The 18265-nt window shown below is 38.1% G+C and carries 22 protein-coding genes; 12 read left to right on the top strand and 10 right to left on the bottom strand.

What is annotated here, in order from left to right:
* Positions 1 to 22 precede the first annotated feature (22 nt).
* The 6 genes from ASC84_RS02400 to ASC84_RS02375 form a co-directional block, all read right to left on the bottom strand.
* Positions 23 to 472 carry a MaoC family dehydratase gene (locus ASC84_RS02400; RefSeq protein ID WP_004720258.1) on the bottom strand — a complete coding sequence of 150 codons (450 nt, stop codon included), beginning with the start codon at positions 470 to 472 and terminating at the stop codon, positions 23 to 25.
* 256 nt (positions 473 to 728) lie between these two features.
* Positions 729 to 1217: a GNAT family N-acetyltransferase gene (locus ASC84_RS02395; protein WP_056511322.1), complete on the bottom strand. Its 489-nt coding sequence runs from the start codon at positions 1215 to 1217 to the stop codon at positions 729 to 731.
* A gap of 136 nt (positions 1218 to 1353) precedes the next feature.
* Positions 1354 to 2553: an acyl-CoA dehydrogenase family protein gene (locus ASC84_RS02390; RefSeq protein WP_004720264.1), complete on the bottom strand. Its 1200-nt coding sequence runs from the start codon at positions 2551 to 2553 to the stop codon at positions 1354 to 1356.
* 24 nt (positions 2554 to 2577) lie between these two features.
* Positions 2578 to 3864 (bottom strand): acyl-CoA dehydrogenase family protein, encoded by a 1287-nt coding sequence (locus ASC84_RS02385; protein WP_171252521.1) that lies wholly within the window; start codon positions 3862 to 3864, stop codon positions 2578 to 2580.
* Between the two features lie 258 nt (positions 3865 to 4122).
* On the bottom strand, positions 4123 to 5496 hold the full coding sequence (locus ASC84_RS02380) for an AarF/ABC1/UbiB kinase family protein (RefSeq protein WP_004720267.1): 1374 nt from the start codon (positions 5494 to 5496) through the stop codon (positions 4123 to 4125).
* A 152-nt stretch (positions 5497 to 5648) separates the two neighbouring features.
* The gene (locus tag ASC84_RS02375; protein ID WP_004720270.1) at positions 5649 to 5954 is read right to left on the bottom strand and encodes a hypothetical protein; all 306 of its coding nucleotides are present in this window, start codon (positions 5952 to 5954) and stop codon (positions 5649 to 5651) included.
* A gap of 353 nt (positions 5955 to 6307) precedes the next feature.
* Here ASC84_RS02375 and ASC84_RS02370 point away from each other — a divergent pair, with 353 nt between their 5' ends.
* From ASC84_RS02370 to aroC, 3 genes are all read left to right on the top strand, one after another.
* Complete coding sequence (locus tag ASC84_RS02370) at positions 6308 to 6691, top strand: lysozyme inhibitor LprI family protein (protein WP_056511317.1); 384 nt, start codon at positions 6308 to 6310, stop codon at positions 6689 to 6691.
* Positions 6692 to 6805: 114 nt separating this feature from the next.
* On the top strand, positions 6806 to 7816 hold the full coding sequence (prmB, locus tag ASC84_RS02365; protein ID WP_004720275.1) for a 50S ribosomal protein L3 N(5)-glutamine methyltransferase: 1011 nt from the start codon (positions 6806 to 6808) through the stop codon (positions 7814 to 7816).
* 12 nt (positions 7817 to 7828) lie between these two features.
* The gene (aroC, locus tag ASC84_RS02360) at positions 7829 to 8923 is read left to right on the top strand and encodes a chorismate synthase (protein WP_056511315.1); all 1095 of its coding nucleotides are present in this window, start codon (positions 7829 to 7831) and stop codon (positions 8921 to 8923) included.
* A 207-nt stretch (positions 8924 to 9130) separates the two neighbouring features.
* Here the strand turns inward: aroC and ASC84_RS02355 are convergent, their stop codons facing one another.
* A complete protein-coding gene (locus tag ASC84_RS02355) occupies positions 9131 to 9604 on the bottom strand; it encodes a hypothetical protein (protein WP_056511312.1) in 474 nt (157 codons plus the stop codon).
* A 129-nt stretch (positions 9605 to 9733) separates the two neighbouring features.
* Positions 9734 to 10213, bottom strand: a complete 480-nt coding sequence (locus tag ASC84_RS02350) for a CinA family protein (RefSeq protein WP_056511309.1) — start codon at positions 10211 to 10213, stop codon at positions 9734 to 9736.
* A 465-nt stretch (positions 10214 to 10678) separates the two neighbouring features.
* Between ASC84_RS02350 and ASC84_RS02345 the strand changes: the two genes are divergently transcribed.
* Positions 10679 to 10909, top strand: coding sequence for a hypothetical protein (locus tag ASC84_RS02345; protein ID WP_035372252.1), 231 nt, complete (start codon positions 10679 to 10681; stop codon positions 10907 to 10909).
* Positions 10910 to 11051: 142 nt separating this feature from the next.
* Here ASC84_RS02345 and ASC84_RS02340 read toward each other — a convergent pair whose 3' ends face one another.
* Positions 11052 to 11495 (bottom strand): universal stress protein, encoded by a 444-nt coding sequence (locus tag ASC84_RS02340; protein ID WP_004720284.1) that lies wholly within the window; start codon positions 11493 to 11495, stop codon positions 11052 to 11054.
* A gap of 35 nt (positions 11496 to 11530) precedes the next feature.
* Positions 11531 to 11992 carry a universal stress protein gene (locus tag ASC84_RS02335; protein WP_056511305.1) on the bottom strand — a complete coding sequence of 154 codons (462 nt, stop codon included), beginning with the start codon at positions 11990 to 11992 and terminating at the stop codon, positions 11531 to 11533.
* A gap of 371 nt (positions 11993 to 12363) precedes the next feature.
* On the opposite strand from ASC84_RS02335, the gene ureE reads away from it, so the two are divergent.
* The 8 genes from ureE (at position 12364) to ureC (ending at position 18188) form a co-directional block, all read left to right on the top strand.
* Positions 12364 to 12846, top strand: coding sequence for an urease accessory protein UreE (gene ureE / locus ASC84_RS02330; RefSeq protein WP_004720288.1), 483 nt, complete (start codon positions 12364 to 12366; stop codon positions 12844 to 12846).
* Entirely contained in the window at positions 12833 to 13498 is a 666-nt protein-coding gene (locus ASC84_RS02325) for an urease accessory protein UreF (RefSeq protein ID WP_004720290.1), read from the top strand. The genes ureE and ASC84_RS02325 overlap by 14 nt, the downstream gene beginning before the upstream one ends.
* Positions 13499 to 13556: 58 nt before the next feature.
* Positions 13557 to 14171, top strand: a complete 615-nt coding sequence (ureG, locus tag ASC84_RS02320) for an urease accessory protein UreG (RefSeq protein WP_004720292.1) — start codon at positions 13557 to 13559, stop codon at positions 14169 to 14171.
* A gap of 83 nt (positions 14172 to 14254) precedes the next feature.
* Entirely contained in the window at positions 14255 to 14821 is a 567-nt protein-coding gene (locus ASC84_RS02315; RefSeq protein ID WP_056511304.1) for a HupE/UreJ family protein, read from the top strand.
* Between the two features lie 43 nt (positions 14822 to 14864).
* On the top strand, positions 14865 to 15734 hold the full coding sequence (locus tag ASC84_RS02310) for an urease accessory protein UreD (RefSeq protein WP_056511301.1): 870 nt from the start codon (positions 14865 to 14867) through the stop codon (positions 15732 to 15734).
* A gap of 100 nt (positions 15735 to 15834) precedes the next feature.
* A complete protein-coding gene (gene ureA / locus ASC84_RS02305; protein WP_004720298.1) occupies positions 15835 to 16137 on the top strand; it encodes an urease subunit gamma in 303 nt (100 codons plus the stop codon).
* A gap of 28 nt (positions 16138 to 16165) precedes the next feature.
* Positions 16166 to 16474, top strand: coding sequence for an urease subunit beta (locus ASC84_RS02300; RefSeq protein WP_004720299.1), 309 nt, complete (start codon positions 16166 to 16168; stop codon positions 16472 to 16474).
* A gap of 13 nt (positions 16475 to 16487) precedes the next feature.
* On the top strand, positions 16488 to 18188 hold the full coding sequence (gene ureC / locus ASC84_RS02295) for an urease subunit alpha (protein ID WP_056511298.1): 1701 nt from the start codon (positions 16488 to 16490) through the stop codon (positions 18186 to 18188).
* The last annotated feature ends 77 nt before the right edge of the window (positions 18189 to 18265 follow it).

Here is an 18265-nt window from a genome sequence, read left to right as displayed (position 1 = left end):
ATATTGTAAGACAAATTTAGGATTAATGTGCATCAAAATTGCGCTTAAATACCACAATTTTAGTGGTTGAAATTAGCAATACATCGTCATCTTGATTTTTTGCTTGTGTTACATAGGTCACAATTGCGCGATCATTTTTGGTTTTAGACGGCTGGATAGATACAATTTCGACATCAACATGTATTTTATCGCCTACACGCGTGGGTTTGGGCCATCTTAAACTTGATTCTGAACCAATTAAGCCATAAGCAACAGGGAAGCATTCTGTCCAAAGACGCATGGTGACGGCAGACGTATGCCATCCACTTGCAGCAAGTCCTTTAAAAATCGGGTGATCTTTGGCTTTTTCAGCATCAGTATGGAAAACTTGCGGATCATACTTATGTGCAAACTCTAAAACCTCATCCAAAGTCATTTCGTACTCACGACTTTTAAAATGATCACCAATATTTAAATCTTCCAAATACAACATTGTTTATACATTCCCTTAATTTCACACAATACTCATAAATGATGATGTTCTACGCATAAAAATTAAATTATCTAAACTTTTTCATTGTAAATCACCATTAAGCAATTTCAATGACTGTTTTGCCAATCATCCATTTTTTTAAGTCGTATTGAAATATCACTCAAAATATCGAGTGATTTAGACAATAATAACATTGTGTAATGTCCTGAAAGTAATGAAAATACGACCAAAGTGAATTGAGCAAGCTTATGACGAGTTAAAGCAATGTTTTAAGCATCCAAACTTCACAAACATGACTATGACCAGTATTACCTTTAGGCTGTGATAAATGTTTAAAGCCTAACTTTTCATAAAGTTTAATGGCTTGCCAGAGATCTTGAGTGGTTTCTAAATAACAAGACTGAAAGCCTTGTTGTTGCGCAAATTCAAAACACTTTTCCAAAATTTTCTTAGCAAATCCTAAACCACGAAGTTCAGGCAAAAAATACATCTTTTGAATCTCTAAAACAGTTGCATCACCTTGTAATGGTGAAAGACCTCCGCCACCAACAACGTGACCATTTGCATCCTCAATAACCCAATATTGGGCATTGGGTTGAGCATATACCTGATATAAATCATCCAGGATCGGGTCGGCTACAGCAAAGCCTGATTCAGGCGCTAAGCCAAATTCTTTAGATACTTCACGAATGACTTGTGCGATCGACGGATTATCTTGTATTTGTATCGTTCTAATTTGGTACATAAGTAAATGAAAATAAAAAAGGTAGAATTTTTATAACAAAAATTCTACCTTTTGTGATCAGTTAAAAATTCAACTGATCAAAACTTTAGCAATTGAATAGTGATAAATAAGTAAATTTACAAGTTTTACTGCAACACTATTTTAATTCACTCGAAGATTTACCCAATTCTCGACGGGCAATAATCAGCTGTTGAATCTGTTGCGTTCCCTCAAAAATATCTAGTATTTTTGAATCACGGGCCCATTTTTCTAACAATTCATCTTCGTTATAACCCACACTGGCAGCCAGCTCTACACATTTTAACGTGATTTCATTACAAATACGCCCAGCTTTAGCTTTAGCGATAGAAGCTTCGCGAGAGTTTGGTTTTTTGTTATCTGCCATCCATGTGGCTTTTATGGTGAGTAAGCGTGCAGCTTCCCATTCTGCTTCCATCCGATAGATTTGTGCAGCCAAATTGGATGTTTGCAAATATGGAGTTGCATAGTCGGGATCTAGTTCATCTTTAAAGATGTCTTTAATACGTTCTAAAGATGCTTTGGCACAGCCCACTGCCATGGCAGCAACAAGTGGGCGGGTATTATCAAAGGTTTCCATCACGCCCGCAAAACCTTTGGCTACATCAATTTCTGCATTACCGAGTAAATTTGCTCCTGGGACACGGCAGTCAATAAAACTGATTGCGGCTGTATCCGATGCCTTAATACCAAGTTTATGTTCAAGGCGTTCAACTTTCATGCCAGGTGTACCTTTAGGCACAACAAAAGATTTAATTGCAGCACGGCCCAATTTCTTATCTAAAGTTGCCCAAACCACGACTGAGTCAGCACGTTCCCCAGAGGTGACAAATATTTTTTCACCGTTCAGAATGTAGTCATCACCATCTTTGGTTGCGGTTGTGCGAATCGCAGCAGAGTCAGAACCACAACCAGGTTCAGTAATGGCCATCGCAGCCCATGTCCCCTTAAAACGCTCAAGCTGTTCATCATTGGCGACTGCCGCAATCGCAGAATTGCCCAGCCCTTGACGAGGCATGGTCAGCAATAGGCCAGTATCGCCATAACACATTTCGATTACACCCAAGGCAGTCGACATATTGGTGCCATTTTTATTATTACTGTCGATATCGCCACGTTTATTAATTGCAGCGCCAGCATTGAGCCCATCACCACCGTCATTCATACCATCCAGTAAAGAAGCCAGCATATCGAGTTCTTTAGGATAGGCATGTTCCGCTTTGTCGTATTTACGAGAAATTGGGCGTAAAACATTTAATGCAGTTTCGTGTGCTTGATCTAAAAGCATTTGGAATTTTTTTGGATTTTGTAAATTCATGATTTTTATCCTTTATCTTCTAAATTAAGCGTGTAAGCCAGAATGTAGAACAGCTGTTGCACGTAAGTCGCGGTACCAACGCTCAGCGGGATGTTCCTTAGTAAAACCATGTCCACCTAAAATTTGCACACCATCTGTACCAATTTTCATGGATTTTTCTGCACAAAGTAGACGGGCTAAATACGCTTCTCTATGGAAGGGTTGTCCTGCTTCTGCAAGACTGGCAGCATTTAAAATCAGCATACGCATTGCATCAATTTCAATCGCCATATCTGCGATCATAAATGCCACGCTTTGGCGGTGTGAAATAGGCTCACCAAATGCAGTACGTTCATTGGCATATTTGATGCTGTATTCTTTAACCGCTTCACAGCTACCAACAGCCATTGCACACCACATTAGATTGCCTAAATCTAAAAATGCAGGGTAATTAAAATCGTCGTCACCTAGACGTTGGGCAGGGGTATTGTCAAACTTCAAAGTTACCGTTTCAGTTGCTTTTAAGCCCATTGCCGGTGATTTTTTCACTGTAATACTTGGATCTCGCTTTACAACGAAAACGTCCGCTTGACCCTTAAAGTCTGCACTAACAAGGAATAAATCCGCTGTTGCACCCAATAGCACTAAAGTTTTTTCTCCAGTAATGCTGAATTGTCCATTGTTGGCAGTTGCTTTGGTTTTTAAACGTAATGGATTAAATGCAGGGGTTGCTTCTTGTACTGCAAAAGTGGCTTGAATATCAGTATCATTGGCAAAATTTGCTAAATAAACAGATTGAACTTTTTCAGAACCCCATTGCGTGATTGCATTGATGACACTAAAAGTAGAAAGCAGACCTGCAGCAAGTGAAAAATCCCCCTTAGCCAAGCGTTCAGCAATTAAAATATTACTCACAATATTTTTTTCAGATGCGACACCACCTAAAGCTTCAGGCAGTGCATAGTAATTTAGACCTAAATCGGTACTGTGTTGCCAAAGTTCAGCTGGGAACTTTTCGTCGTGGTCCGCTTGATGGGCCAATTGATAAAGTACTTCGGAAGCAAATTGATCCATGGCATCCACCGTCATTTGCTGCTCTTCAGTCAAACTCAAATCAAATAGGGACTTTTGCTGATTGGGTAGACGTTGTTTAGTTACATTTGAATCCGATTTAAATGCTTTTTGTGTTGCACTTAAGGTTTTAAAACCAGCTTTAGACCCTTGATAAAGTGATCTTTCGATAAATTTGCGCAATTTAAACTGATCAAGTAAATCACTACCTGCAATTTTTGTAATTAGATTTAAACCCAAACCTTGAGCTTTATTTACCATATTGGTCATGCCGAAGTCCCTGTATTTTAGTGTCGGTATACAACAATCCTGACATGCATAAAAATAAAAAACTATGTCAAAGTTGACAAAGTGATTGACCTTGGATGAATGGTAGAGAAGAGGGTGTATTTGTTATTAATATTTTGATTTTTATTATTTATTTTAAAATAAAAAAACCCAACATTTGTTGGGTATTGGTAAAAGTGACATTTTTAAAACTTTTACAATCTCGTTTAGCCTGTATGAAAACTAAAAAGATTAAACAAAAGGTACAATCATTTTACGGACATTGGTCTTTGCTTCAATCACCGTCATAAATGTATAAGCACCAATAAATTTACGACTGATAAACATAAATTCTTTTGGTGGAATACTGAAATAACGTGAAGCCATTGATTTTGAAGCACGTTGCATCACACGGCTATGTAGCTGGCTTTTTTTCCAGTCATAGCGGTTATGTTGATCCATCACCCCAGCAGGTAAATCTGGATTATTTAAAGGTGTACTAAATGCTTCTGTTGCCAATAAAAATACTTTTGCCATATCGGGTTTAATGCTTAAAGGCATTGCATCAAAGAACTCATAGCCCGACATCGCATTAACCATTGCTTCTGCATCGTGGTTATAGCCCGCTTTAATTAAATTACAAGCTACGCGAAGTAATTGGTCATCGAACTGACGTATAGCGCCAAAATCTAACAAAATAATTTTATCTTTTATTTCTTCACCATTGCCCAAGCGAACAAGGTAATTGCCAAAGTTCGGGTCGGTTTGCATTTCGCCCCACTCAAACAATTCACGAACTGCGATTTCAAGTGATGCTTCACCTAAAAGATTACGTCGTTCTTGTGGTAAAGACAGCATGACAGGGCTGTTGATGGGTACACCACGTTCAAAAGTCATGCAAAGGACTTGATTGGTACAATAGTCATCAATAATTTGTGGCACGCCATAACGTGGATCTTCTTTAAGTCGCTGGCCAAAACGACGGGTTGTTGCCGCTTCAACTTTATAATCAACTTCACGATGCATCATTTCACGCACTTCATCAAACCACTGATCGAACTCACGGGTTTGTGGCACCATACGTGTCAATTTAAGCATATTTCGAAATAGACTCATATCTGAGTCTATGGCGTCGGCTACACCTGGATATTGGATTTTAAGAACCAGCTCCAATCCATCTGACTTACGTGTTGCGCGGTGAACCTGAGCCAGCGAAGCTGTACCAATCGGCTCATGATCAATGGTGAGATCGTTGAGTTTTGAACCCAATTGACTGACCAATTGCTCTTTAATCGCAGGCCATGCAAGGGCAACTGTTTGATTATTGAGGGTGTTTAATGCTTGAGTTATTTCTTCAGGTAAAAAATGCTCGCCATAAAGCGCCATCATTTGACCGATTTTAACAATTGAGCCTTTTAGCTTGCCAATTTCTTGAACAAGGTAATTGGCTTGTTCTTTCATAGCTTGTTTACGTTTTTTTTCTTTTTCTTCTTCACTTGAAAAGATTGAACTCGCACTTGAAGCCGCCCAGCGTGTACCTGCCAATAACGATGCTTTTGCAATTGATAAGCGACGATCCATTGATGAGGTTTTTAACTGTTTGAGCTTTTCGTTCTGATCTGACATGAAGATAAAATCCTTTATAAGAGATTCGAAAAGATAAAAAGATGACTAATTGTAAGGAATATTACATGGAATGACTGTATTTAAACAGTTCAATTCGCTGAATGGGGGGAATTAAATTAATTCCATCAAAATAGCCTAAGCAATATTAAAATTTACATTCTAAATTGGATTTTAAGCTCTTTCCGGAGTATTAAACCTTGCTTATTTGAAGCAATGTAATTGATGATCAGATCTTTAACGCTTTGATTAGTAAAACCAAGTGCATAGCCCTTAACAATGATAATGCTGGGCAAGCTAAAGAAAAAATATTTTACATCGTCTAGAGAAGGCGCTTCGTAAACACCTTGTTCAGTGAGGGTTTGTTGAAAAAATTGCTTTTCAATTTTAACATTTGGAGTGGATTCATCATCCCACCATGACTGACGCATTGCCATGAGGTTATTATGTTTGTAGCTCATAAATTGACTAAATTCATAAATATTTAAAAACTTGTTGTATATATAAAGGTGAAATGACCCAATTTCAAGTTAAGCGCTCAATCTCAGCAATTTTGCCACAAATAAGTTTATATTTTATAACCAAGCGCATTGATTTTTTTAAAAACATACAACAATAGGCTTGAAAATAAATCTAAAAAACGAGTGACATGGTGAAATAAAGTTGATTGCTTTAAATCAAGTTTTAACAATAATTTATCTGCAATGATTGTATTTAGTTTCAAATCTTTTACACTCTTTTGCATAGGGGATTGTTGACAATCAGTGCCTGAGTTCTTTGGATTAAAATAATGATTTTGGGATAGGGGAATTGGATGTATTTAAAGTATTGGGGTATCAGTTTAGTTGTATTATTGCCGATGCACACTCAGGCGATCGGTTATAGTTCAGACTACTTAAACTGTATGAATTCGGCAGGTTCAAGCTCGGCAACACTTGCCAGCTGTATGAAAACTGAGTTGAGTAAGCAAGATGATCGTTTGAAATCATTATTTAAACAGACGTTGGATCTGTATACAGACAAGCAACAGAAAGCTCAAAAGAAATATCAGAAACAATGGTTTAAACTTCGAGATCAGCAGTGTGGTGAGTCGAATAAATCAGTTTCTGATGATTATAAAATGAAGTATTACAATTGTGCCCTCAAACAAACAGTCAATAGAGCCAATATGTTAGAGAAACAAAGCTATCGTTTATAGTGCTTTATTGCGCTATAAAATAATTGCTAAGTAAATTGTCGTAAAGCATTATAAATGTCATGCAAAACAAGGTATCATAAGGCGTTTAAAAATATGACCTTGGAGAAACCTTAAGTGGATCGACCGACTATTAGCCCTGAACATTTACAGGAAGCTGCTGAAAACCTATCAACAATTCGTGATTTTATTCGTTTTGGGGTTACAGCTTTACGTCAATACGATGCACATTTGGGTCAAGGTACAGAAGATTATTTCGCAGAAAGTTCTGCCTTGGTTTTACAAACGCTTTCTTTGGAATGGAAGGCGGATGCTGAAATTTTAGATTCAAAATTATTGCCAAGTGAAAAAGCTGAGTTTTTAAATCTACTCGAACGTCGTGTAAATGAAAGAATTCCAACCTCTTATTTACTTAACCTCTCTTATTTCTTTGGTAAGCCATTCTATGTTGATGAGCGTGTGTTAATTCCTCGTTCACCGATTGCTGAATTGATCGAAAACCGTTTTGCACCTTATTGTTTAGATGAAAATGGGCAAACTCGTGCAGGCGTGAATAACTTACCTGAAAACCCTAATCCTAAAACACCGCAACGTATCTTAGATATGTGTACGGGTTCAGGTTGTATTGCGATCGCGCTGGCATATGCATTCCCTGATTCAGAAGTAGATGCAACTGATATTTCTAAAGAAGCATTAGAAGTGGCTTCTATTAATGCGGAGCATCACAATAAGCAATATCAGGTGGCTTTGCTTGAGTCAGATTTGTTTGCCAAAATTCCAGCTGAAAATCAATATGATTTGATCGTTTCAAATCCACCGTATGTGGATGCTGAAGATATGGCTGATCTTCCAGATGAATTCCATCATGAACCTGAACTTGCTTTAGCAGCAGGCCAAGATGGTTTGGATTTAGTGAGAAAAATGTTGGCTCAAGCTGCTGATTATTTAACTGAAGACGGTTTAATCGTGATTGAAGTGGGTAACTCAGAATGGGCAATGAAACAGAATTTTAATACGATTGATTTTTACTGGTTACAGTTCCAAAAAGGCGGTACAGGTATTTTTGCTTTGACTGCTGAACAATGTCGTACATTCCGTGATTTATTTATTCAATCTATTCAAGCTTAAGGAGTCGTAAGCATGGCAGGTAACAGTATTGGACAACTCTTCCGTGTAACGACTTGTGGTGAATCTCACGGCGTAGGCTTGATGGCAATTGTTGATGGTGTGCCACCGGGTCTTGAATTATCTGCTGAAGATTTACAAATTGATTTAGATCGTCGTAAACCGGGCACTTCTAAGTTTGCCACTCAGCGTAAAGAGCCAGATGAGGTTGAGATCATTTCTGGAGTTTTTGAAGGTAAAACGACAGGAACTTCAATTGGTTTATTGATCCGTAATACAGATCAAAAATCTAAAGATTATGGCAATATTGCGCAAACTTTCCGCCCAGGCCATGCGGATTATACTTATACGCAAAAGTATGGTTTCCGTGATTATCGTGGTGGTGGTCGTTCAAGCGCACGTGAAACGGCGATGCGTGTGGCAGCGGGTGCGATTGCAAAGAAATTTCTTTTTGAGAAATTTGCGATTGTGATTCGTGGACATGTGACGCAAATTGGTACAGAAAAAGCACAAGCTTTAGATTGGAATGAACTTCCGAATAATCCATTCTTCTGTGGTGATGTCAATGCAGTTCCACGTTTTGAAGCGCTGGTGACATCATTACGTGAACAGGGGACCAGTTGTGGTGCAAAGCTTGAGATCCTTGCAGAAAAAGTACCTGTAGGTTGGGGTGAACCCGTATTTGATCGTTTAGATGCTGATATTGCTCATGCCATGATGTCAATCAATGCGGTGAAAGGTGTTGAAATTGGAGATGGTTTTGCAGTTGCAGAACAATTTGGTCATGAAACGCGTGATGAACTTAGCACCGAAGGGTTTTTAGCCAATCATGCTGGTGGTATTCTCGGTGGTATTTCTTCAGGCCAAACCATCCGTGTAGCGATTGCGTTAAAACCAACCGCAAGTATTACTACACCAGGGAAAACCATTAATCTAGATCGTGAAGATACAGATGTACTCACCAAAGGTCGTCACGATCCTTGTGTGGGCGTGCGTGCGACACCTATTGCTGAAGCCATGCTTGCCATTGTATTGATGGATCATTTTATGCGTCACCGTGCACAAAATGCGGATGTGGTTGCACCATTTGCCCCAATTGAACCTAAATAGCAAATATATTTGAGATAAGAGAGGGTATTTTAGTTTTGAAATACCTTTAATTATTAGAGTAAATTTCAAATGATTTGTTTTTTACTTAATACTTGTTGCTCAACAAATTTAGCTGAATGATCTTGGATTCATTATTTTAAGTTAAAGATTTTGAGTTAAAAAAACCAGACATTTTGTCTGGTTTTTTTATATCTATGCTGCTCAGTCTTATTGAGTAACAATTTGACCTGTATAACCCTTTAAGAAAGTCAAGTATGCAGAAGACTGTTGACCATCTGCCTTTAAGATTGAACGTTCAACATCACCCTGGTTGGTTACCAATTTAAGTGAGATTTCTTTACCATTACGGAATGAGTTAAGAAAGCTGACAGGAACATTAATCGAGTTTGATGAAACTGTACCCGCGTATTGTGTCGAGTTAATGGTTGAATATGTATATGGCTGACCATCCACTAAGAAGACAAATTGGGTAATATCATATTTTGTTGGATTGTTAATTTCTGCTGTGATTTTAAAGCCATCACGGACTTCATCTTTCCAACGCATAGAAAGTTCAGGGCAAACTTCATTTGCTTCACAGATTAAAGGGCCTTTTGTAACAACTCTTTCTGGATAAGAGCCAGCACAACCCGCCAAAGTTAAACATGCTAAAGAAGAAATTACCGCAAATTGAAGTTTCATACCGCTTCCTAATAAGTTCATTTGTGTTATTGATATGTTGATAATCTATGTAAAATTTACCGCTTTTTAGTTAAAAAGTGAATTAAATATTTCAGTAATTTGTATTTCAGTTAAGGCATAGCATAAATCTTAAACAAAATTTAAGATTTTTAATATTTCCTTTGCTACATTTTCAGTTAATTGATTTAAACGAGTCAACGGCTCACCTTCAATAAAATATTTAAAATTCGACAATGTGTTTTGATAATGGATTGAGATAAAAAAAGTACCTTCTGGTTTTTCAATACTAGCACTACCACCAGGTTTAAGTAAGCCGGTACAACTGACAACGATATCTGCAGCGCTAAAGAGCTTTTTCCCTTGAATTGCCATCGCTTTAGTGACTTCAACTGATTCAGCGCTATATTTTTCGATGAGGGATGGATCTATCTGTAAAATTGAAATTTTAATAGAAGGGTCGTAACTGACTAAGCCCCCTAATAAAATATCTGCACCACTATTTTTATAGATCGAAAATTGGCTGGATAAATAACCAGAACTTGCACTTTCAATAAATGCGACTGTTAAATTCTTTCTTTCAAGCAGATCACAACATTGTTTTAAAAGCATTGGTATGACTCTAAATTAATTATTTATATTCAATAATTTAACTATAAGTGAATTGAGGGAATTTGCAAGAAAACCAAATAAAAAATAAGCATATCGAGTCATAAATTTAATTATTTTTTTAATTTTTTTAAATATAAATCATGATGTTAGCTCCACATGGCTTATCAGAGAAAAAATTAATCAAAAGAACGCTGAGTTGAAATAAGTTTGTCATATTCATTTGCCATAATGATTGCACAAACAACAAAAACCAAGAATAAGCATCAAATAACAATCAAAGAAAGTTAAAAGAATAATCAGCGTAAAGTCTGTAAATATGCAGTCAACCCACTTCTCAACAGGTGGGTTTTCCTTTTTTGGGTCAATTGTAGAATTACTATGCAATATGATAAATTTTTATATTTCAAATGCGTCAAAAAGTGATATAAATAAAAATAAAGTGCATATGAAAATGGAGTGCGAATGATGAAAACGACTGTTAAGTATGTTGTCTTAAAAAGTAGAGAATATCAGCTTGGCACAGCCTTATTTGAAGAAAGTATTGAAGCCGAAGGAAATTATTTTGATCAAATACCTGAGATCATTCACTATCAAAATCATAATTTTAAAGTAAAGTCCAAAGAACTTAGCCGTAAGCAAATTTTTGATGATTTTGAAGAATCTCAAACCATTTTAGTCAAAGTTATCGCAGTTTAATAGTTTCCCAAGTTATCTTTGATATAGACATTGCATAAATAAAACCCAGCTAAACTGGGTTTTATTTATTTGGTTTTTAGGAGCGGTTGGCAATTCTTCTACGACGCAAGCCATTTATGGAATGTCAACAGACCCTAATCAATCACTGTTTGACAATCAATACAGGAAGTTTGGTTTGACCCAGTACATCTTGCGCAAAGCTGCCTAAGAAAAACTTTTGGAAGCCTTTACGCCCATGTGATCCCATGATAATTAAATCTGTATGTAATGATTCAGCAGTTTTAATGATGGTTTCAGCTGCAACCGAGTCTCTCACGACTTGTGTATCAATTTGAACACCTTGCTGTTCAGCCAATTGTTTGGCTTTGCTCAAACCTTCTTCCGCATTTTTAATTGCTTCTTGAATGTAATCTTTTAACATATCTGGCGAATAGTAAAAATCAGCAGCAGCAAAAGGGTCTTCAGCAACGACACTGATCGCAGTGACTTTACTTCCAAAGGCTTTTGCAATCGCAGCAGCATGTTTTAATGCAGAAAAAGAAATGTCAGAACCGTCAACTGGGACAAGAATATTTTGATAAGTCATAATCACACCTTTTTAATTAACATTTCAAATAAAAATTAAGCTTCTTCTTGGGTAGATTTAATAATCAACACAGGCAGTGGAGAAATAGACAACACTTCTTGTGCAACACTCCCTAAGAAGAATTTCTTCAGACCAGTACGTCCATGGGAACCCATCACAATAAGGTCCACATTGAGTTCATCTGCAACATCTAAAATTCCAGTAGCAGGAGGAACTTCACGCACCACTTTGGTATCTACTGTCGTTACACCATGGTGAACTAAAGTTTCTTGAATATCTTTTAAACGTGCTAAAGCATTTTTTTCAGCTTCAAATAAATATTGAGTTACAGCAGGCGCTATTTTATAAAAATCGACGCCTTTAAAAGGATCAACTGCGATCACACTCATCACAGTAATTTTACAGTTAAAAGCAAGTGCAATTTTCTCTGCATGTTCAAGTGCAGCATAAGAAATAGGAGAGTCATCTACAGCAAGCAGTATGTGTTGATAAGCCATTATAAGTTTCTCCCTTTTTTGTCTGATTATTTATTCATTGATAACACATTGCGCTGTTAGTCGCAAATTGTCGATGAGAATTTTAGTTGATCAAAAGTGTGTTATTTCAAGCTTTTGTGAAATACACATAATTTTATTATGGTTTTATTTTGTAACGTTTAATTGTCCTGATTTTTTATTGAAATCTCGCTCATGTAAATTTGATCTCAGGTTTTAGGCTAGCGTTCTAAATATGATGCATTTTGAATTCTTACGATTCTAAAAACTGGCATGATAAATGCTTTAATTTAATGCAAACCGATATTTATGAATAAAATTTTGGCATCAATTTGGAACATTTTAAATCAAGTGCCATAGATAAGTGGATCAGTATGAAAATTTATACGCAACGTCTAGACCATATAGAGTCAAACATTGAGGCTGAAAGTATTGAATTGACTTTTGATACTCGGCAAAAGAGCCGTTTTCGTGCAACTTTAAATAATGGGCGCGATATTGGTGCGGATTTACCACGTACAGGCATTTTGCGTAGTGGTTCTTATATTGCAACTGAACAAGGTGAAGTGTTACGTGTAGATGCCAAAGCTGAAAAATTAATGCAAGTTTCGGCACTGCATAGTTTTGACTTACTTAAAGCTGCATATCATCTGGGAAATCGCCATGTCCCATTAATGCTTACTCCAACAGCACTTTATTTTGAACCTGATCATGTCCTTGCAGAAATGATTCAAGGTTTAGGGCTGACAGTAGATGAAGTTGAACATCCATTTGAACCTGAAAGTGGGGCATATGCACAACATCAGCATGATCATCGTTTAAGCCCGATTAAGGCTTTACATCATGTCCATCACTAACGCATCTCAACTATTAAGTCTATTGACCCTGTCATCGACAGCCTTACCCATCGGTGCATATTGCTATTCGCAAGGGGTAGAAAGTGCGATTGATCAGGGTTTGATTCATGATGAAGCAAGCAGTATTGCTTATTTTGAAGAAGTGCTGGAAATGTTGCTGGTTAGGTTTGAACTCCCCGTTTTAAAACGTCTGATGCAACATTATTTAGACGAAGCTGAATTTTTAAATTGGGCTAACTTTTATAAAGCGAGCCGTGAGTCGAAAGAATTACGGGCTGAATCTCAGCAGTTGGCATTTTCTATGAATGCTTGGATTCGTGATGTTTTAAAACAGCAACCTGAGATTAAAAAGCAGTTTGGTTTTGTACCAGTTTACGCACATTTATGTGGGACATTAAAACTTAATCTGGTGGATGTACTGACGGCATATAGCTTTACTGTTTTAGAGAACCAAGTGCTAGGTGCGGTTAAAACTGTCCCTTTAGGGCAAATGAGCGGTCAAAGAATTTTGTGGCACTTACATGGCTTAATTCCTCAAGCCGTAGTGCGTGCCTTGGCCTTAGAAGATGATGAGTTAAGTAGTGCTTTGCCCAATTATGCGATGTTAAGTATGTCGCATGAAACTTTATATTCACGATTATTCAGATCATAAATGACACGTTTCATTCGCTATTTTTTATTGAGAATGAAGCATAGAAAAGGAAAAAATGATGACAGAACGTAGCCCTTTACGTGTTGGAATAGGTGGTCCTGTTGGTTCAGGTAAAACAGCATTAACCTTGAATTTATGCCTTGCTTTACGCAACAAATATAATATGGCGGTTGTGACCAACGATATCTATACCAAAGAAGATTCTAATTTTTTAACTCGTCATGAAGCGATGTCACCAGAACGTATTGTTGGTGTTGAGACAGGTGGTTGTCCACATACTGCAATTCGTGAAGATGCTTCAATTAACTTGGCTGCAATTGATGATCTTTGTGAAAAATTTGATGGTTTAGAGCTGATTATTATCGAAAGTGGTGGAGATAATCTAGCCGCTACCTTTAGTCCCGAATTATCTGATTTAACCCTTTATGTGATTGATGTTGCGGGTGGTGAAAAGATCCCACGTAAAGGTGGTCCCGGCATTACCAAGTCGGATTTATTGATTATAAACAAAACAGATTTAGCCCCAATGGTCGGTGCAAATCTCGATGTAATGGATCAAGATGCAAAACGCATGCGTGGTGACAAACCTTTTCTATTTTCAAATATGAAAACTCAAGATGGTTTAAAGCAAATTATTGAGTTTATTGAAAAACAAGGTTTATTTAAAGCTTAGCTAGCGTAGAGATTAAAGCTTATTCGCGATATTAAAAATAATTGTAATTATTTGAATTGAAAAATAATCAAAGGAGAATTTGAATGCGTTTTTTAAAACACAGTCTGATGGCATGTGCTGCATATTTACCTGTATTGGCTTTAGCTCACCCTGGACATGATCACCATACCGGTTTTTGGGCAGGCTTTATTCATCCATTTACAGGTTTAGATCATTTGATGATGGCAATCGCATTTGGTGTATTGATGTGGACGGCAAATCAACGCTGGAAGCTTTTCGGCTTGATTGGATTAGCTGTAGCGATGGTGATTGGCTTTATGATCGGTAGCCAAGGATTTATTCCAGCAGCAGTTGCTGAGTACGGCATTATTGCGTCATTGGTTTTATTGGCTATAGCACTTTGGACAAAATCAAATCAAGTTTTACCTATTACAGCAGTTCTATTGGCAAGTTTTCACGGTGTTGCACATGGCGCTGAATTAGGCCAATCAGGTCATGCCAGCTTACTGATTTTAGGTATGGTGACAGCAATGACATTGATCTATGCGGGTGGATTAGGCATTGGTGCTTTTATCAAAAAGTACGTTCCATATGGCAAGAAAATTATTGGTACTTTGGCTGCAATCGTTGCGGTTATTGGTTTGGCTTAATGTTTAAGCGCTTAATTGCGAATATCAATTTATAAAGGCGGCCATGATAAGTTTAGTGGAATATCTTCCTGATCAGCGCCTTTGGTATGCCAAACTCGAATTGGGTTTTCAGGCTCAAACTGAGCGAACGATATTGGCGCATCGTAGACATTTTGGACCTGTACGTGTGCAAAAGATGCTGTGGCCAGAAAAAACTGGAATTTGTCATGCGATTATTGTCCATCCGCCTGCGGGTATTGCAGGTGGCGATCATTTAACATTTGAGATCAGTGTAGATGATGCTGCCCATGCCTTAGTCACAACCCCAGGTGCTGGTAAATGGTATCGAACCAATGGCAAACAAGCTTATCAACATATCCATATCTCAGTTAAACACAATGCTGTATTTGAATGGCTTCCTCAAGAAACCATGTTATTTGATGGTGCCAATGCTCACTCAGAAACCTTGATTCAGCTTGATCAGACAGCAAGCTTTATAGGTTGGGATATGTTGGTAATTGGTCGTCAAGCTCGAGATGAAAAATTTCAATCTGGTGCTTATCACAGTCATTTTAAATTATGGCGAAATCAGCAGTTACTGGTGGCAGACACACTGAGTTTTAAAGGCAATGATCGTTGGCTAAGTTCTTGTCTAGGCATGAATAATCATGCCGTTATGGGGAGTTTATGGGCAGTTCCTCCCGAAAAATTTCGAGCAAACATTTATTTAGAGGCACATATTGATTTAATTCGTGAGTTGATGATGCGAATGGATATGCCTGTAAGGTTAACCTTATTGGGGGATGTCATCAGTGCACGTTTTTTAGGCGATGATGTTCGACATTGTCATGATGCTTTTGCAGCAATTCGCGCCAGATTAAGGCGATATTGGTTTGATTTGGATGAAGCATTTCCACGCATTTGGCGAACTTGATTCATTTAAAGATCACCTTTTAGAAATAAAATCTGCGTGTTTAATTTAAAACTGAGCACATATTTTGCATAAAAAAATGTGAGAACTTTAGGAAATACATATGGAACTCAATCCTACTGAAAAAGACAAACTGCTGATTTTTACAGCGGGTTTGGTTGCAGAACGTCGCAAAGCACGTGGATTAAAACTCAATTATCCTGAATCTATTGCATTTATTTCCGCAGCACTGCTTGAAGGTGCGCGAGATGGAATGACTGTCAGTGAGTTGATGCATTTTGGCACTACCTTACTCAGTCGTGATGATGTGATGGAGGGTGTGCCTGAGATGATTGCCGAAGTGCAAGTAGAGGCTACTTTTCCAGATGGCTCGAAGCTCGTCACAGTCCATCAACCGATTGTATAGAACACTTCTTCAAAATTAGGATAAGCATATGATCCCTGGTGAAATTATTACACCTGATTGTGATATTGAAATGAATGTCGGTCGTGACGTACTGAAAATTTCAGTGTCAAATATAGGTGATCGACCGATTCAAGTGGGTTCACATTTTCATTTTTATGAAGCCAACGATGCTTTGCAATTTGATCGTGAACGTGCCAAAGGTTTTCGTTTAAATATTGCGGCTGGTACAGCGGTTCGGTTTGAACCGGGGCAGCGACGTGATGTAGAAATCGTTGCACTGGTCGGAAAACGTGAAGTCTATGGTTTCGCAGGGCGTGTGATGGGTAAGTTGGACTAAAAGGATAATCAAAATGAAAATGTCACGTCGAGCTTATGCTGAAATGTTTGGTCCTACCGTTGGGGATCGAGTACGTTTAGCAGATACCGAACTTTTTATAGAAGTTGAACAAGACCTCACGACCTATGGTGAAGAAGTTAAATTTGGTGGTGGCAAAGTTATTCGCGATGGGATGGGACAATCTCAATTACTTGCAGCAGATGTTGCAGATACGGTGATTACCAACGCATTGATTGTCGATTGGTGGGGAATTATTAAAGCCGATGTGGGATTAAAAAATGGGCGAATTTGGAAAATAGGTAAAGCCGGCAATCCAGATATTCAACCCGATATTACCATTCCACTGGGTGCGGCAACTGAGGTGATTGCAGGTGAAGGGCAAATACTTACAGCAGGTGGAATAGATACCCATATTCACTGGATTTGCCCCCAACAAGTTGAAACAGCGTTAATGTCGGGGACAACGACCATGATTGGTGGTGGTACTGGTCCTGCTGCAGGAACATCGGCAACAACAGTAACACCGGGGCCATGGCATATTTCAACCATGCTGCAAGCCATTGATGATTTACCTATGAATATTGGCTTATTGGGCAAAGGTAATTTGAGTCAACCTGAACCGATTGCGGAGCAGATTAAAGCGGGTGTGGTGGGGCTGAAATTGCATGAAGATTGGGGTTCTACCCCTGCTGCAATTGATAATTGTCTAACTGTGGCAGATGAATATGATGTACAAGTTGCGATTCATACTGATACTTTAAATGAAAGTGGTTTCCTTGAAGAAACACTGGGGGCATTTAAAAATCGTACTATTCACACTTATCATACTGAGGGTGCGGGTGGTGGTCATGCACCTGATATTTTAAAAGCCATTGGTCAGGCAAATGTTTTACCATCTTCAACCAATCCAACCCGTCCATATACCATCAATACCATTGATGAACACTTAGACATGCTCATGGTCTGCCACCATTTAGATCCAGCGATAGCTGAAGATGTCGCATTTGCTGAGAGTCGTATTCGTCGCGAAACGATTGCAGCAGAAGATATTTTGCAAGATCTCGGCGCAATTTCAATGATGTCTTCTGACTCTCAAGCAATGGGGCGTGTGGGTGAGGTGATTTTACGTACTTGGCAAACAGCGCATAAAATGAAAGTGCAACGTGGGCCATTAGAAGGTGATAATCAGTACCATGATAATAATCGGGTGAAGCGTTATATTGCAAAATATACAATAAATCCCGCCATTACTCATGGTTTAAGCCATGAAATTGGTTCTATAGAAGAAGGGAAACTTGCTGATTTGGTGTTGTGGAAACCTGCGTTTTTTGGAGTAAAACCATCGATGATCATTAAAGGTGGTATGATTGCGGCAGCGCCAATGGGGGATATTAATGCCTCAATTCCAACACCTCAGCCGGTACATTACCGTCCAATGTTTGGGGCATATCCAAGAGGCGTACATAATACCTGTATTACTTTCTTGTCACAGGCCGCAATTGAACTTGGTGTTGCTGAAAAATTACAATTAAAGAAGTTAATTTCACCTTGTAAAAATACCAGAAACATCACTAAGCAAGACATGAAACATAATAACTATTGTCCTGTGATGGATGTGCATCCTGAAACCTATGAAGTTCGTGCAGATGGTGTACATCTAACTTGTGAAGCTGCTGAAGTATTACCAATGGCACAGCGTTATTTCTTGTTTTAATTATATGTATATCAACAGCAACAAGAAGATAAAACTCCTTTCTTATGATAAGAGCGGAGTTTTTCTATTTAAAATCA

Source organism: Acinetobacter sp. Root1280 (assembly GCF_001425285.1).
GTDB classification, from domain to species: domain Bacteria; phylum Pseudomonadota; class Gammaproteobacteria; order Pseudomonadales; family Moraxellaceae; genus Acinetobacter; species Acinetobacter guillouiae.
Note: the sequence above shows the minus strand (reverse complement) of the source record. Positions and strands in the feature narration are given on the sequence as shown.

Excerpts from the sequence above, each read along its gene's own strand:
- ASC84_RS02400 (WP_004720258.1), bottom strand. The coding sequence starts at position 472 with ATGTTGTATTTGGAAGATTTAAATATTGGTGATCATTTTAAAAGTCGT.
- ASC84_RS02395 (WP_056511322.1), bottom strand. The coding sequence starts at position 1,217 with ATGTACCAAATTAGAACGATACAAATACAAGATAATCCGTCGATCGCA.
- ASC84_RS02390 (WP_004720264.1), bottom strand. The coding sequence starts at position 2,553 with ATGAATTTACAAAATCCAAAAAAATTCCAAATGCTTTTAGATCAAGCA.
- ASC84_RS02385 (WP_171252521.1), bottom strand. The coding sequence starts at position 3,864 with ATGGTAAATAAAGCTCAAGGTTTGGGTTTAAATCTAATTACAAAAATT.
- ASC84_RS02380 (WP_004720267.1), bottom strand. The coding sequence starts at position 5,496 with ATGTCAGATCAGAACGAAAAGCTCAAACAGTTAAAAACCTCATCAATG.
- ASC84_RS02375 (WP_004720270.1), bottom strand. The coding sequence starts at position 5,954 with ATGAGCTACAAACATAATAACCTCATGGCAATGCGTCAGTCATGGTGG.
- ASC84_RS02370 (WP_056511317.1), top strand. The coding sequence starts at position 6,308 with ATGTATTTAAAGTATTGGGGTATCAGTTTAGTTGTATTATTGCCGATG.
- aroC (WP_056511315.1), top strand. The coding sequence starts at position 7,829 with ATGGCAGGTAACAGTATTGGACAACTCTTCCGTGTAACGACTTGTGGT.
- ASC84_RS02355 (WP_056511312.1), bottom strand. The coding sequence starts at position 9,604 with ATGAAACTTCAATTTGCGGTAATTTCTTCTTTAGCATGTTTAACTTTG.
- ASC84_RS02350 (WP_056511309.1), bottom strand. The coding sequence starts at position 10,213 with ATGCTTTTAAAACAATGTTGTGATCTGCTTGAAAGAAAGAATTTAACA.
- ASC84_RS02345 (WP_035372252.1), top strand. The coding sequence starts at position 10,679 with ATGAAAACGACTGTTAAGTATGTTGTCTTAAAAAGTAGAGAATATCAG.
- ASC84_RS02340 (WP_004720284.1), bottom strand. The coding sequence starts at position 11,495 with ATGACTTATCAAAATATTCTTGTCCCAGTTGACGGTTCTGACATTTCT.
- ASC84_RS02335 (WP_056511305.1), bottom strand. The coding sequence starts at position 11,992 with ATGGCTTATCAACACATACTGCTTGCTGTAGATGACTCTCCTATTTCT.
- ureE (WP_004720288.1), top strand. The coding sequence starts at position 12,364 with ATGAAAATTTATACGCAACGTCTAGACCATATAGAGTCAAACATTGAG.
- ASC84_RS02325 (WP_004720290.1), top strand. The coding sequence starts at position 12,833 with ATGTCCATCACTAACGCATCTCAACTATTAAGTCTATTGACCCTGTCA.
- ureG (WP_004720292.1), top strand. The coding sequence starts at position 13,557 with ATGACAGAACGTAGCCCTTTACGTGTTGGAATAGGTGGTCCTGTTGGT.
- ASC84_RS02315 (WP_056511304.1), top strand. The coding sequence starts at position 14,255 with ATGCGTTTTTTAAAACACAGTCTGATGGCATGTGCTGCATATTTACCT.
- ASC84_RS02310 (WP_056511301.1), top strand. The coding sequence starts at position 14,865 with ATGATAAGTTTAGTGGAATATCTTCCTGATCAGCGCCTTTGGTATGCC.
- ureA (WP_004720298.1), top strand. The coding sequence starts at position 15,835 with ATGGAACTCAATCCTACTGAAAAAGACAAACTGCTGATTTTTACAGCG.
- ASC84_RS02300 (WP_004720299.1), top strand. The coding sequence starts at position 16,166 with ATGATCCCTGGTGAAATTATTACACCTGATTGTGATATTGAAATGAAT.
- ureC (WP_056511298.1), top strand. The coding sequence starts at position 16,488 with ATGAAAATGTCACGTCGAGCTTATGCTGAAATGTTTGGTCCTACCGTT.